The following is a 14,385-nucleotide window of genomic DNA, read 5'->3' as shown; positions in this document are numbered from 1 at the left end:
GCAGGGGACTTGCCCGCCATAGACAGGATCACGGCTTCGGTCACGGACCTCGATCTACGCGTTAGAGGACTGACAGCTGCGGCAAAAGCGCTGGCGCGAGGCGGGGACATCCGGGCAGCCCAGAACATTGCCGGCAACGCTGAAGAGGCCGCGCGCAACATCAGCGACCCCTACCAGCAGGCATGGCGGTTGACCGTTGTGGCCGAAACCGTCGCACTGTCCGGCGATTACGCCGCAGCTCGAAAGATCGCCACGCAGGCCGAAACAGTTGCGCGATCGATCACCAAGGAGCGAACCAGAGCGCTGCGAGTGCTGACACAGGCGGTGGGACGATCGGGAGATCACGCGACCGCCCGCAACATCGCAGCCTCGATCGCCGACCCCGAAGAGCAAGCCCTGGCGCTGACCGACACAGCGGTCATGGCCGCGCGAGCAGGCGATCACGCCGCCGCACGCGACATCGCCGCGCAAGCCGAAGCAGTCGCGCGGTCCCTCGCCACCCCCACCCCCAGGCCTAGGTGCTGGCGGAGGTTGCCGACGCGGTATGGCGATCGGGGGATCACGGCGCCGCCCACGACATCGCAGCCTCGACCTCGACGCCGACGATCCATATCTGGATGTCACCGGAGCCCTGGTCGAATCCAAGGGCAAAGGCACCGGCGGCTGGATCCGCAAGCCCGCGCCCAAGTCCGAGAACCGGTGGCGGCGAATCCTGTTGCACGCCCACACCGTCGAGGCGCTACGCGAAGCCATCGAGCACCTCGAGGCGTCGGGTCAGCCGAACCCGCTGGGGGCGCTGTTCCCGTCCCGCACGGGCACCTTCCGCAAAGGTGTCGCGACCGAAGTCGATCAGGCCTTCAACGATCCCGAGCGTGCGGCACGGCAGCCGGGTAACACGACCGCGGTGGCCAAGCGCCATTACATCGATATTCCCGAGACTGTCCCCGACAACCGGGCGGTCCTGGAGCGCTGGGCCACCGGTTTGGTGGGGTAAAGTGTGGTGTTTCTGTGGGATCAGCTCAATTCCGGGCTGACCTTAGAAAGAATAAAACCCTCTCCGACCGTGGTCAGAGAGGGTTTCTGTCGGGCTGACAGGATTTGAACCTGCGACCACCTGACCCCCAGGACTCAAATTCGGGCATTCACGCACGTCGCGCACTGTAGGCATGTGCCTCCGGCGATCGCATGACCTGGGAGCGTTCACTGGCGTGCAGTGCGTGTGGTCCCAACCTGGTCCCAGCTTCGGGGCCCGCAGATGATCGGCAGTCAGATGTCGTCCTCGTCGCGTAGGCCCTCGACCAAGTGCAGTTGACGGGGGTCGCCCCACTGCACGAGGAGGTAGGCGTAGTCCTGACACTCTTCGGGGACAAGGTCGCACCACTCCTCGATCAAGTCGTTCAAGCACTCTGCGGCCGCGTGGCGGTCGATTTTCGAGTACAGCGTAATGGCCTCGAATCGCGAGTAGTACCAGGAGCTCTCTTTCGCAAGCATGCTCAGCGCTGCTCCGGCCCGCTCGTCGGAGTTTTCGAACAGGATTTCCGCAGCTCTTACCCGTACCAACTGGTCGAGGTCCTCGTCGTCAAGCACGAGTTGCATCAAGGCGTCGGCTCCGCGGCGAGTATCGAACTGCATCAGTGCTGTGGCAGCCTGGAGCCGATCACTGAAATCCGGTGTGTGCGGATCTTCGTTGAATTCGCGATCCAGGGTTGGTTCTTTCGCGAGTGATTCCAGCGCGGTAAGTCCGGAGTCCTTGTCGAGCTCGGCAAGAATCTCGGCCGCCCAGACTCGCGTTGTTGGATCTTCCTCGAGCTCGACGACGGCCCTCGTTGAGTGGATCGCTTTCTCGATGAGAGGTTGCCAACTTTCGGGTTCGAGGGATCCGAAGCGGTTGATCATTGCGACGAGTAGGCAGCAATGCAGACTTTCGCGGGTGACGTTGTCGTACAGCTTCCGGTGGGCAATGTCGTGTAGGGGTGATTGGTCGGCTTCTATCAGGAAGCTGATGTAGGACACCGTCTCCAATGGTGCTCCCCAGGGATTCGATCCTCCGTTGTGAATCCATCGATGGAGGGTCCTGTCCAGTTCCTGCTCGTAGGCCTGTGGGGTGCGCATGGCCCACCGTGCGGCGCAGTATTCCTGCATTGTCTTGTGTGCGAACTCGAGTCGGTCACCTTCGCGGACGAGGAGGCCGCATCTGGTCAGCGCGGAGACAATGAAGTCCGTCCAAATTTTGCGTGTGATGGCAGGTGGACGTTCGCCTGCCGGGCTCCGCGATATCAGCCTGATCCACGCCTCGACACTGTGGTCGGGGAGGTATTCAGGCCTCGCAGGGCGGATGTACATCAGTGGATCGACCGGTCGTGATTCGTCTTCTGCGGCCATTTGTCCGATGAGATCGAGCAGTCCACTCATGAGCGATTCGACATGTTTCGACACGGTCGGGCCGAATCGCTGCGTCAGGTACTCGCTCTGCGTGCGGAATCCGGATGGCCCTCGACTGTGCATTCGTTCGTGCAGGAGGTCCACGAAGCTCGAATAAAGTGCATTTCTGCTGTCGGGTATCACACCGTCCGGATTCATCGAATTGACCTGGCACAGAAGGGAGGTCATCAGTGGTGTTCGCGCCAGTTTGGACATCCCGACAGAGCTCAGCGCTGCAATGAATGCGTCCGCCGAGGCCTCGGGGCGAGGGATTCCGAGTTGGCGAAACCATCCCTGCACGGCGCTACGTAAATCGTCGGTGGAGAACTGGTCGAGTCGATATTCGGGAACGGTACGCAGGAGCTTGCGCTCGGCATCGGATATCGGTCGTCCGGCCACGACGAAGGAGTGAACGGCAGGTTGGCGATCAGTGCATTGCAAGATCCACTGGAGGACTTCCCTGCGGAGTTCGGGGTCGGTAATCTCGTCGATTCCGTCGACTAGGACGAGCCATCTGGTGCCGGGCCGCGGCGCTGTTCGGAAGAACCCCTCACCAAGCGTGCGCACAAGTCCGAGCCGCGACAGGGATTCGTTTGCCGCCGAGGCGAGAGCGGTGCCGAGGGGTCGAAGCGGAGTCAGCGCCGCGGCGTTGACCGTGAGAGCCAGCGGCTGCGTTTCAATTCCCGCCAGCCATTGCGCTGCCGAGCGTGCCTGAATCGCGCGCAGGAGGCTCGTCTTACCGCCACCTGGTCCGGCAGTCAGCATGCACAGCGCGTCCTGCCCAAGGCAGTTTTCGGGCAGTGTTTCACTGCTCGCGACGATCGAGATTCTTTGCGGGACTCGAACATCCGACAGTCGAGTTGGACAGCTCGTCTCCATCAGACCGTAGGGATGCTGATAGTCGGCACTCTGGCTGGCCTGGAGAAAATCCAACAGCTCAGGAGGCAACAACCGAACTGCTATGGCGGCAAGTGTCTGCCGGGTCAGCCGTTTTCGAAGGATCACCTCCGCAGGGTCTGGCCGGGTAACGAACAGTTGCCACCGCGGGCCCAGCCGCTCCACCATGGCCGAGCGCACCAGGTCGGACAGGGTCTGGTGAAGTTGCCATACCTCGGCGATGGTCAGATGCTCGGCCAGACCCCCCAGCGCCTCTCGATTGTCTCGCTCGAGCTCACCACGTAGCGGGAGCTCGACGATGTAGATACGGGAAAGAAAGTCGCTCAGCTCGTCGGGATCGGCGTCGAGATCCTTGAGTTTCGATCCGAGCCTGGCGCGGATGCTGGATTCTCGCTTGCCGTCACTGCGCGCGACGTCACGAAACGAAGGCTCTCTGGCAGAGAGTTTTCCTTCGATCGCCACAGTGAGACGATAAGGTAAAACCGAGCCTTCCGAATTGGCCTGTCGGAGAACACGATCTGTTCGAAGGAGACTGTGCAGAGCCTTGGAGTCACCTATCCGCAGCAGCGTCCAAGGCTCGTTGGGCTCACGGGATTTGACCTGCTGAAAATCCCACAAAGTCGTGTCGCCGCCATGGTGCGTGCCCAACGTGCGGGCCACCACGACGTCTTCGATGTGTTCGCACGTCACATTATCGATGGGGTAGCCACCCAACATTTCTATGGCATACCGCACGGCTACTTGCGCCTGAAACCCAAACCGCTTCTCCGTCTCGGTCCCCGTGTTGTCCGGCGCTGGAATGTGGCGAGGATCCTGCCCGACGTCCACCCGATCTCCTTGTCCTCGGTGGCTAGTTCAGCGAGACCGAGTCTGATGCCACGCCACATGACCACGCAGGAAGCGTAACTGCGAATCGGTGCGGCACGCTGCAATCGTCGACATGGCGCCCACGAGCTTTCATGAGATCCTCCGACACGGTGCCAACCTGGCGTCATCGGTCAGCGTGTCGGCTGCTTTCAAGGCATCCAGCGACGCACCTTCCCCAGCGGAATGTCGGAGGGGGAATATTCGACCCTGACCGTGGCAACCAACGCCGCGGTGGGGCGTTGCCGGCACCGGTGAGCCGGAGCCGGTAGAGCCCAGCATCGGCGCCGGTGCCGGTAACACCACGACCGTCGCAGCTACGGACAAGATGGGGTACGTGATCGTGCGTGGGAACATAGTTGCCTATATGCTGACATCAGCGAGAGCTACGAAAGGCCAGCCGCCTCGAGTTGGTCGACAACGTCTGTGACGTAGCGGTGGATAGTCTGTAGTTCAGGTATCAACTCGCGGTAGTCCGTTGTCTTCGGGATATCGATAACAGGTGTTACGCGCAAGTGCTTCTGGTATTGGAACTCGAAGGGTCCGACTCCGGTCTGCGCCAGCCTGAACCGCGTTATCACACTGCCTTTTTCGAGATTTGCGCCGCTCTGAGGATCCTCGTGTGTTATGGCGTATCCGTCCGGTGCGACAATTTGGATCTGCGCGGAGAATCCGTTTGTAACTAACAGCTGACGGTGCTTATCTTCGTTCACCAGCTCAGTTAGTACGCCGAGGGGTTGGTGGTGTGCGGACGGCCAATGATACGGCTGGCACTGTTCAATGACGGCTGTAACCGCAGGCGAGTGAACAGGCTTTGGTACAACGGGATTACCTTTCTGATCCACAGCGCTAAGCAAGATTTGGAACTGCCAGGCGTGTGGGTACACCGCGTGATCTAATGCCGCCCGGATGCAAGTCAAGGCATCGCCGGTAATCAGCGACCAGACCTCCGGCACGTCGGATGGCTCGGTAACAGCGATTGCTTGGCAGTCCACCTCCCCGGGGTGAGTGGTGCTGGGCTGCCACAGGGCGTGCACCTCAATCGGGTGTTCCTCGGTGAACACCTCCACACGCGCAGCCAGGTCAGCCACGTGGTAAGCCGCGCGATCGAGCTTGTGGCGTGCGCTTTCGATTCCAGTAACTGCCATACTTTGATCGTAGAACGATCTCGCCACCGGTCTTGTTGACTTCGCTCGATTCGTCACGGCTGCCGTGATAGCAGCATGGCTAGAGGAGATTGAGCTCTGCTCGTGTCTGCTGGATCAGCGTGGATTCAAGCTGCTTTGCTTGTCGCCATAAATCTTCCCATCGGCTGTACATCTTCTTGGGGTCTTCGTCCTTGCCTATGCCGGCGGCCTCGCGGATATGAGAGGTGGCAAGGTTGTGAGTTGTCCAGACAATATCCGTGAGAAGTTCCAATAATCTGCCGGACGTCGCCGACATTCCGTCAGGGCTAAGTATTCGAAGCTTGCCGACCTGCGGCGATGTCGCGTATACAGCACTCTCTAACGCCCGGGCAGTCTTAAGGGCATCTGAGCCGTCTGCCGTCATTGCCCACCCATCAAAGTCTTCGACCGCATGATTGATTTTTGTATATACGTCAAGGATTGCCGATATGCAATTCAAGATGGCCTCGTGCCGCCATTTATCGTGGTCGCGATTGGCTGCCGCCGCATTCGATAACTCGATATTTTCCTGTGCAGCCTTAATGGTTACAGTATTGCGCTCATCGGCTGCAACGATTGCACGGCTATTCGTACGGTTATTAATTAAGATGCCGAAGAAGGTCACGGATGCGACGACAAGAGAACTGAGCAAGGGTAGCCACGCTGTCACGGAGTCCATCTTCCCATCGGCTCATAGACCCGCGCATCTAGATCGTCTCCATTGAGTAGACGGCGCCTTGCCAGGCTTGCCGCGGCTGAGGTGATGAGCGATTGCAGATCTGGGGCATCGAACTGCCGGGACAATGCCGGGACTCGGCCGGGACAGTGCCGGGACCCGGTAGGTCCCGTCCAAGTCCCGGCGCACATGCCTGAAAACCATGTCTGATCACCTGAACGCGCCACCTGGTCCCAATCTGGTCCCGAGGCTCCGGATCGTGAAATGAGAAAATCCCCTCCGCCCGCAGGTCGGAGGGGATTTTTCATGGTCGGGCTGACAGGATTTGAACCTGCGACCACCTGACCCCCAGGAGTCAGCACCCGGGGGTTGCTGCACGTCACGCACGGTTTGCGGGCTCTACCCTGATGAGCGCGAGCTGGGGATGTTCGTGGTCGCGCATGGCGTTTGGTCCCCAAACGGTCCCCAAGTCCGTCTTTCACCGGCGGAGACCGGGATCCCGGCGGCACGTGTGGGAGTCCGAGTCTTGAGTGACGGCTCATGAAGCGGAGGCCTTCTTTATGCGCCCGGACAACCTCGCCTTGATCACCGAGTGTTTGGACGCCAACCCGAATAGCGAGGCGGTGAGCGCCTCGTTGCTCATGAAGCCGGGCCCTTGTGATCTCGTCCTCGGTCAGTCCCTGTTCGTTTGCCAACGCCAATATTTGTCCTACCCGACAAGCCATCGCTGTCTTGTAAACAACTTGGACGGCCTTCCGAGCGTCCTCGCGCTGCGGTGGGGCGGTGCGGTCCACCCGATACTTCGTTAAGTGTCACTCATAAACACGACATGATCAGGCGGTGGCCGGTCCGCGTCCAGCCCGCTGACCAGCAGCGAGTATTAGAGGAGGAGCAGGATTGCATCCCGTAGTGCTTCGTCATCTTCTTGCCCATCCCAAGTGACGAATAGGATATTGGACATTTGAAGCATGTTGTTTTCGGAACGAGACAGTTGATAATTTGCAATAATCAACTTCGGCGTCGACCCGTCGATCGAAGATAGCTGCTTAGCAATTTTTTGAAGGATCCTTATTGGCATCTTGTGTCGCGAGTATCTAAGAACTGCTGGCGTGATAGTTTCGCCGTCAATTGTTAAATAAAGATCCCAAACCGTATCCGTCGGAGGATGCAAAATCTGCACTTCCGGACAGGTTCGACGTATTGCATCTACTACGGCGTTCACGTAGCTAGTTCCATGCCCCGCTAAAGCGTCAAGTTTCCTCTCATGAGCATTGGTTGTTGCCTCCACCTGTTTGATTGTCTCTTGGTCGACATGTATAGAGAGAAACCTCTCCACTAGCCGCAAGAAGCCTTTGAGCGTTGTCTGATGGTATGGATGGTCGGTCCTTGATGCCATCTCGGCACGTAGTTCGGGCCTTGGCCCGCGTATCTTTCCGTCGGGACTGTGGAAGTACCAATCCTCTTTTTCGTCGTTTGTAACGAAGAGGAGTGGCTTCTCTATTGAGTCGGCGTATTCCAACAATTCGCTCCAGATGAGATAATCCCCCTCTGGGCTAGGCTTTTTATTCGGTCCTTTGGCGTCTCGGTAACCAGGGGGGATATCTTTCTCGTACCGACTTTTAGACTCGGTGATACGCTTTTTGAGCTCGTCATCGGTTGGCTTTTTGCCAACCTGATCTGGTATCGCGAACAGGGCGTCAATCGCCGCAAGAACTGGATCGTCCTTATCGACGGTGGCGAAGTCTATGACGTGCTTCCTGGCGAGGTCCAGTAGCTCAGTCTTAAGTGACTTGGCCATTTCCTCAAGTGTTGCAACAGGAACTCGGCGAACGTCAGGATCGGAAATCCGCTCTTCGAATTTGGCCTTGAGTTGCCGGGTGTGGGTGTTGACCTCGTCAGCCAACTCCCGATAGACGCGGCACTGATCGTAGGCGTTCTTGAGTCGGTTTCGCTGAAACTCCAACCCTGCCTGATAGGGCAGCCAAAGGCGACTTCGAACATTCTCGTGTCCAAGTACGGAGAGTACTTGTTGGCGTTGTTGCTCCCCGAGTCGGTACAAGTGGTGCAGAACATTCGCATCGAGGGCTATCGCTCCAGTCTCTAAGATCGCCTGGAAGGTTGCCTCGTCATTTCGATACCATTCAGGGAACGAGTGCCGCATGTTGGCCCTTCCGCGTCGAGTCTGAGCTGTCAGCATGTGCAAGGCAGCATATCGTAGGTGGAGCGTGGCACGCATCGTGAATTCGGTAGTCCCCCATCGGAACTTTGAGATCGTCAATGCAAATACGCGCGGTGGAGGTTAGGTAGATATGACCGTTGGTGGCCAGTCCTGTGGTTCAACATTCACAGGCTTGCCAGTGCCATCATCAGACCAATCGAACCTTGGTGGCGGCGGGCCCCACTGAAGTGGTCCGGCGAAGTCAACTTGTCCAGCGCCGAAGTCGGCGCCCGCGAAGCTGACAGCATCTGCAAACGCAGCTCTATGGAACTCGATGTCGCCGCTGAAGTTCGTCCCGTCGAACCCGGCGCCCCGGGCTAGAAACCGAGTCCGACCTGCGCCTAGAGCGAGAGCAAAGGATTGAGTGCAACAGATGGAGAGCAGATAGGAACCAAGACCAAACCCAGCAGGAAGGAAAGAAGGACCACAACCGGGCCAGCTGGTGGTTGCGTTTGATAGAGACAGCGGGCCCGGTCTTGCGTGGCCGAGCAGGAGGCGATGCAGTTTGTCGGTGAGCAAGCATAGCATCGTGGCTATGCGCTCGATCCGCCTATATGAACGAGAGTGGTTCTCCCACACCGGACATCGCACCTACGAACTCGCCGACCGGCTCTACCGCATGGCCTCTGCCGGCCTGCCGACGATCGCCCGCATCCGCGACGAGAACCGGGAGACCGAGTTCATCGCGACCTGGCCCACCGACACCCTCGTGCATCGCCTCGCGCGGATGGCCGCCCACGACATGTTCTACGACGAGATCGACACCACGCCCTCGTCGTGGGAGCTCCGTGACGAGACAGCACCTCGAGGCGTCCGCCCGGTGCGATACATGTCGGTGACGGTGGCGATGCGCCACTACGGCCTCGAACACGGCGCCGACAGCTTCGAGGTACCGCGGACCTCCGATGTCAGCGACGCCTGTCACGACTACTTCACCAGCGATTTGATGTGGAGCGAAACCTACGACCAGCTCCTGCACACGATGGCAGCCGAGGTCTTCCACACCGTCTTCCCATACCGCACCATGCTCTACAACCTCAACCGGATCGCCGCCGCCGTAGTCTCCGAACTCGACGCCGAGATGTGCAGCGAAGAACCGAAAGTCGCGAGCCTGTTCGCACAACCGGGACGGCTCGCACGCAAGAAATTCCCGGATTGGGCTCAGCCGGTCGTCTGCCACCGGGATCGCAATCACTGCACCTACTGCCGGTGCGACTTGACCAGGGGCGGGACCCCACTGGGCAAGGGGAACTTCGATCACATGGTCCCCCTGGCCGAGGGCGGGTTGAATGACATCACCAATATTCAATTGCTGTGCAGAGACTGCAATTCGGAGAAGTCCGCCAAACTCATAGAGCCGAGCGACCAGTACATAAAGTGGTTCCCGTAAAGAAGCGATGGTTCACCAAGGCTGCCCCATCTGCCCGACACGACACCGATGCTCTCGCGATTGGTTACTTCTACACGCGTCACCGCGGCCAGCAAGCGACGACTCGACCGGAGGTAACGAAACTCTCAGGACCAACTAGAGGTCGAGATAGCTTCGTGCCAGATCGGAGAGAACGAAACGATTGCTGGCAGGCCAGACAACGCCGATCTCTCTGTCGTCTTCTAGGTACGCACACCAGGCCGGCGGGATCTTCTCGTCAGCAAGGAAGATCAGGCTGGCATCGTCATCCACGACTTGGAAGTATCGGTACTCGTACAGTTGCCCGACTGCCGCCCGGATGGCGTCCGCCGGCCGTCCACTGACAGTTTTGCCTCGATCACCGTCAACGGCTCAGTTGTCGCGAGGTCGACAGCGGCGTTCCGAAGGGGTACTCGTCCACGCGTTTCAAGCCACTGGGCGAAGCTGTTCACCAGGGTCTCATGACTGCGGGTCCGGACTCCTCGTCCGCCAAGCATATTGGCGACGTAGTCGGTGTCAGCCTTGGGCTTAAACGGCTGTAGAAACCCCGCCGAGCAACCGCCGCAGTCGCATTGCGCCGAGATGGTCTGCGGCGAGTCGGGCTCGGCGCGGGATCGTAGTCGAACAGGATCTCGATAAACGATCGCGGCAACTTCGCGAAGTAGTTGGACATCGGAGCGAACAGCTCCCGGTCGGCGTACAGCGCGTCGGACAGGATCGTCAAATGACAAAAATCCCCTCCGACCCAGGTCGGAGGGGATTTTCTTGGTCGGGCTGACAGGATTTGAACCTGCGACCACCTGACCCCCAGAATTCCGGGATTAGAATTCGTGCACGTCACGCGCGATTTGCATCAATTCGGGTACCCCTATTGAGCTGGCGATGTTCATGCTCGTGCGTGGCGTGTGGCCCCAAATTGGCCCCAACCGCAGGGGTTGTATGCGCCTGTATGTGGACTCCAACCAGAAATCCGCCGACCACCCGTATTTCGTTGCCAGAGCGTCGAATCGGTCTCAGGCGTCGAGCACCGAACCGGTATCCCGGAGGTCGACGCGTTGATCGAGATCGCCGAGCACGAACGGTCCCAGGGCTGGAACCACGCCGCGGTCAGCACCGCCGAAGCCACCGTCGCCGATACGCGGCTCAACAATCTTGCCGAGCAACAGAAGCCGGCGCGACGGCGGTGGTCGGCGGCCAAAGCCCTGCTGACCAAGGCACAGAAGGCCGGACACGCCGCCAAGATCGCCGCTGCCCGGCAACGCGAGATCGCCGCCTACCGGGAGTTCGACACGATCTCGCGGGCAACGATCAACGAGGGCTTCGGGATAGTCGCCGCCGGCAATCAACGTTGGGGCCAGCGCCTCGATCACATGCAGCGCACCAACGCCGCTGACGATGCCGTGCTGACGGCCCTGCGAAAAATGCCCTGACCAGGGTCATCTTGTCGGCAGCCCGCACTATGATTGCGGCCGTGAACCCGAGGCCACAGATCGACAGTGAGAACCTGATTCCCGTTTCCGCCGAGCACTTGGATCAGTGGAAGAATCTGACGGTTCAGATCCGTGCCCACGAACTGGTCCTCGCCGGCACCATCGAGCCCGTGCCCGGAAGTGCCCTGCACCAAGCCAACGCCATCTACCCACGAGAGAAGGTCTCGGCTTGGGCGCGGTCGTACCTACTCGCTGCGGCCGAGCACCTGGGCTTCTGGGCCGACCTGGTCGCACCTTACGAATTCGACCCCAGCGTGGTGAACAAAGTGCGGTTCCGGCAGTACCTGATTTTAGGGCGCTCGGGCTGGGAGGCTGCGGCCCATGCAGCGTGGCTACTCGACGTGCCGAGCCTCAAATTCGAGGAGTGCGTGCAACGATTCGTCCGGCTGATGCATCGTGACTTCACCTATCACCGTGACGCGCTGGTCGCCGACCAGGCCGATACCACCGCTGCGGATGAGCGGATCGCGAACCTCGCCACCAGCGCGGAGCAACTACCGTTCGCCGCACCCCGCAGCCGAGTCCCGGGCTATGAAGCCATGCTCCGCGAAGCCGCGATGACCCTCGGAGCCGACGAGAACCGGTGGGCCTACCTCTGGAAAGCTGCCAGCGGCGCGACCCACGGCCAGAACTGGTTCGGGCTCGAGGGCTTCGACTTGATCGCCAGAGCCGAGCTCGAACCAGGCGTCTACCACACTGTCGCGATACCGGATCCGAGCTTCATCACCGAAACATTCGCCGCGGCAACGCAAACACTGGCGCGTGGGACTCAGCTGCTGTTGCACTCCGGGGGCCATGATCCTCTGGCGTTGCTCGGCCCGGCAATCTTCGAGGTAGGTGCACGTATGCAGAAGAAGGACCAACCAGGCGATCGTCCGGATGCCGACATAGCTCAAGCCGAGACGGATTGACCACGATGGCTCTACTGTCCCAGGTCAGGTCTGTCGGCCGCCGTTGCGCGCCCGTCGTGTAGACAACCGCGGCACAGTCACTTCGAGACGAGCACGAAGGGGAACAGCCAGGTGAGCATCAACTGGGACCAGATCGGGCAGGAATGGTTCGACCGGATCGTCGAGGTGTTGATCAAGCGCCGCTACCGCGAGGCCGACAGCGTCATTGCGGTTAATGGTCGTGGAGGAGACGGCGGGATCGACATCGAGGTGCGCCAGGGCGCGCGGCTGCGGATCTTCCAGTTGAAGTACTTTCCCGGGGGCTTCAGCGGCGGATGGACGCGACGGCGCACGCAGATCAAACGCTCCTACAACAAGATGCTCCCGGAGAAGCCTTATGAGTGGATCCTGGTGGTGCCCGACAACGTCATCCAGTCCGAACGCAAGTACGTCAAGGATCTGGCGAGCGGGTCGGCGGCGCCGCGCTGGCGAATCATCGGCCGCTTGGAACTCGACGACATGCTCATCGACTTTCCCGCGGTCGACAAGTGGGCGCAACGCAATGTGACCAGCCAGCTGCGCGAGGACGCCAAACTCTATGGCCAGGAGCGCAGCAGTCTGCTGCGCTCCGAGGATCTCGGCGAGCGGGTCGCCGCTCTGGGCGAACTGGTGGATTCGGCGGATCCGGACTGGACTTTCGATATCCATCGAGTCGGCAGCACCGTGTCGCAGGTGCTGCGGCCCCAGCACCCGGGTGCCTACGAGTCCAGCCCGGTATCGGTGTCCTTCCAGACTCGTTTCGGTCCCGAGCATGCCGCGCTCGCGCGCCGGTATCAGCGCAAGGTAGGTTTCGGCACCGCAGAACGACTCGAACTGCCCGCCGAAACCGTCCAGGACGTCGAGATTGCCGGGCCTCCGCACATCGCGCGTCGCTTCGACTCGGCCTCCGTGGTGATCGGTGACCCTCAAGTCATGGCCCCGGGTGTCGTTATGCCGGTGGAGCTGCGCTTCACCGACGAAGACGGCGCACTCTTCGGCTCCCACGAAGGTCGCATCAGCAATCTCGGGACCGGCCCGCACGGGATGTCGATGAAGGCGACCCTCTACGACGAGCGCGTCAGCGTGGAGCTCACCTTCGCCCCCTCGACCGACGAGCAAGTGGCGCCGCCAGCTGCGGAGTTGTCCACCAATATCGGCGGCGCGAGGCCGCGGGTGGTTGCCGATGTTATGGGATTCGTTCGCCAGATGCGCACCACGCGCAAGCTCGAGGTCTTCATCAACGGTGACTTCGTACTGTCGGTTCTCGCGCACGCCGATACCGCGGCGGAGGAGGATGACGAGCTGATTGTGGAGGAGTTCGCGACAGACCTCGACATCGTCCAGCGGCACTGCGGACAGCACTTCGCCTATCCCGTCCCGAAGTCGGACATGGAACGTGTGGCCTTGCGGGTCGCGCGGATCGTGATCGAGGGCGGCATCGTCGCCACCCCTGATGCGGGCGTCGTCACCGTGGCCTGGCCCGAGCAGGACTTTCCGCAACTGCAAGAGCTGCTCGACACCGAGCGGGGGCAGGTGGCATTCCGCTTCGACTACGCGGTGCGCCTCGGTGATCGGGTTCTCCCGATCGGGCTGGCTTGGGTCTTCCACGACGCAGTTGAGGTGCTGGACGCCCAGGCCGCTCGCGACGCGCTGGAGGCCGGTGACAGCGACAGCATCACTGTCGCCGTCCGGGTCGTCGGGGGTGAATACTTCTTCGTCGCATCCGCAGAGCAGTCGCCCGACCATCTCGACGAAAAGCTCGAAACCCTGTGGCAGCTCCACGGAATCACCCAGCCACGCCCGGAACGCCAGGCCCGCGGGCACGAAACCTCCTCATGATGATCCGACCTCCAGACCGGATCGCGGCCACGGACACACGCCGACAGGCCCACCGGACGCCCCGATGCGAGCGAGCCGCCATGACGCGCCCTGAGCCGGGGTCGACTGCGGCTCACGCTCCGGCGACGCCACTCACGGTGGCGACGCTGAGAGCAGGATCAGGGCTGCGCCCCGAACAGCGACGCGAATGGCGGCAATTCGCACGGGCCACGGGCCGCCGACCTCACCGCCCTGCCGCACATCGTGGTAAATATCCTCACTTCCAGTACCTCATTGGTATGAGGTACCAAAACTGAGTACCCATTTCCCCTCCGACCAGCGGTTTTGGTGGTGGTGTCTGGCTGTCTGCTGCATGGACACTAAGCACACCCTGCGGGCATGTTTAGTGTCCATGCAGCAGACAGCCAGACAGTTGAGGAGTAGAGCAGGTCGGAGGGGAAACAGAACGAGAACTGAACTAGACGAGGAGGACTGGAC

At 60.6% G+C, this 14,385-nt stretch carries 11 protein-coding genes; 5 read left to right on the top strand and 6 right to left on the bottom strand.

The features are described from left to right. Positions 1 to 544 precede the first annotated feature (544 nt). Positions 545 to 994, top strand: coding sequence for a hypothetical protein (locus tag AB0M14_RS28120; protein WP_364999960.1), 450 nt, complete (start codon positions 545 to 547; stop codon positions 992 to 994). A 272-nt stretch (positions 995 to 1,266) separates the two neighbouring features. On the opposite strand, the gene AB0M14_RS28115 is transcribed toward AB0M14_RS28120, so the two are convergent. The 5 genes from AB0M14_RS28115 to AB0M14_RS28095 all read right to left on the bottom strand — a co-directional run bounded on the left by AB0M14_RS28115 (position 1,267) and on the right by AB0M14_RS28095 (position 8,770). Continuing rightward, positions 1,267 to 4,146: a dsDNA nuclease domain-containing protein gene (locus AB0M14_RS28115; RefSeq protein ID WP_364999958.1), complete on the bottom strand. Its 2,880-nt coding sequence runs from the start codon at positions 4,144 to 4,146 to the stop codon at positions 1,267 to 1,269. A gap of 422 nt (positions 4,147 to 4,568) precedes the next feature. Next, positions 4,569 to 5,330, bottom strand: a complete 762-nt coding sequence (locus AB0M14_RS28110) for a hypothetical protein (protein WP_364999956.1) — start codon at positions 5,328 to 5,330, stop codon at positions 4,569 to 4,571. A gap of 79 nt (positions 5,331 to 5,409) precedes the next feature. Beyond that, a complete protein-coding gene (locus AB0M14_RS28105) occupies positions 5,410 to 5,973 on the bottom strand; it encodes a hypothetical protein (RefSeq protein ID WP_364999954.1) in 564 nt (187 codons plus the stop codon). A gap of 931 nt (positions 5,974 to 6,904) precedes the next feature. Beyond that, the gene (locus AB0M14_RS28100; protein ID WP_364999952.1) at positions 6,905 to 8,221 is read right to left on the bottom strand and encodes a PIN-like domain-containing protein; all 1,317 of its coding nucleotides are present in this window, start codon (positions 8,219 to 8,221) and stop codon (positions 6,905 to 6,907) included. A gap of 102 nt (positions 8,222 to 8,323) precedes the next feature. After that, complete coding sequence (locus AB0M14_RS28095) at positions 8,324 to 8,770, bottom strand: pentapeptide repeat-containing protein (protein WP_364999950.1); 447 nt, start codon at positions 8,768 to 8,770, stop codon at positions 8,324 to 8,326. Here AB0M14_RS28095 and AB0M14_RS28090 point away from each other — a divergent pair. Further along, the gene (locus AB0M14_RS28090) at positions 8,754 to 9,632 is read left to right on the top strand and encodes an HNH endonuclease (protein ID WP_364999947.1); all 879 of its coding nucleotides are present in this window, start codon (positions 8,754 to 8,756) and stop codon (positions 9,630 to 9,632) included. The genes AB0M14_RS28095 and AB0M14_RS28090 overlap by 17 nt on opposite strands. A gap of 135 nt (positions 9,633 to 9,767) precedes the next feature. On the opposite strand, the gene AB0M14_RS28085 is transcribed toward AB0M14_RS28090, so the two are convergent. Next, positions 9,768 to 9,923, bottom strand: coding sequence for a hypothetical protein (locus AB0M14_RS28085; RefSeq protein ID WP_364999945.1), 156 nt, complete (start codon positions 9,921 to 9,923; stop codon positions 9,768 to 9,770). 782 nt (positions 9,924 to 10,705) lie between these two features. Here AB0M14_RS28085 and AB0M14_RS28080 point away from each other — a divergent pair. The 3 genes from AB0M14_RS28080 (at position 10,706) to AB0M14_RS28070 (ending at position 13,908) form a co-directional block, all read left to right on the top strand. Further along, positions 10,706 to 11,080, top strand: coding sequence for a hypothetical protein (locus AB0M14_RS28080; RefSeq protein WP_364999943.1), 375 nt, complete (start codon positions 10,706 to 10,708; stop codon positions 11,078 to 11,080). Between the two features lie 11 nt (positions 11,081 to 11,091). Next, positions 11,092 to 12,051 (top strand): hypothetical protein, encoded by a 960-nt coding sequence (locus AB0M14_RS28075; RefSeq protein WP_364999941.1) that lies wholly within the window; start codon positions 11,092 to 11,094, stop codon positions 12,049 to 12,051. Between the two features lie 111 nt (positions 12,052 to 12,162). Next, positions 12,163 to 13,908, top strand: coding sequence for a hypothetical protein (locus AB0M14_RS28070; RefSeq protein WP_364999939.1), 1,746 nt, complete (start codon positions 12,163 to 12,165; stop codon positions 13,906 to 13,908). Positions 13,909 to 14,385: the final 477 nt, after the last annotated feature.

Source organism: Nocardia sp. NPDC051832, assembly GCF_040681285.1.
Taxonomy (GTDB): Bacteria; Actinomycetota; Actinomycetes; order Mycobacteriales; family Mycobacteriaceae; genus Nocardia.
This window is presented reverse-complemented; position numbering and strand designations above follow the sequence as displayed.

Excerpts from the sequence above, each read along its gene's own strand:
- AB0M14_RS28110 (WP_364999956.1), bottom strand. The coding sequence starts at position 5,330 with ATGGCAGTTACTGGAATCGAAAGCGCACGCCACAAGCTCGATCGCGCG.
- AB0M14_RS28100 (WP_364999952.1), bottom strand. The coding sequence starts at position 8,221 with ATGCTGACAGCTCAGACTCGACGCGGAAGGGCCAACATGCGGCACTCG.
- AB0M14_RS28095 (WP_364999950.1), bottom strand. The coding sequence starts at position 8,770 with ATGCTATGCTTGCTCACCGACAAACTGCATCGCCTCCTGCTCGGCCAC.
- AB0M14_RS28120 (WP_364999960.1), top strand. The coding sequence starts at position 545 with ATGGCGATCGGGGGATCACGGCGCCGCCCACGACATCGCAGCCTCGAC.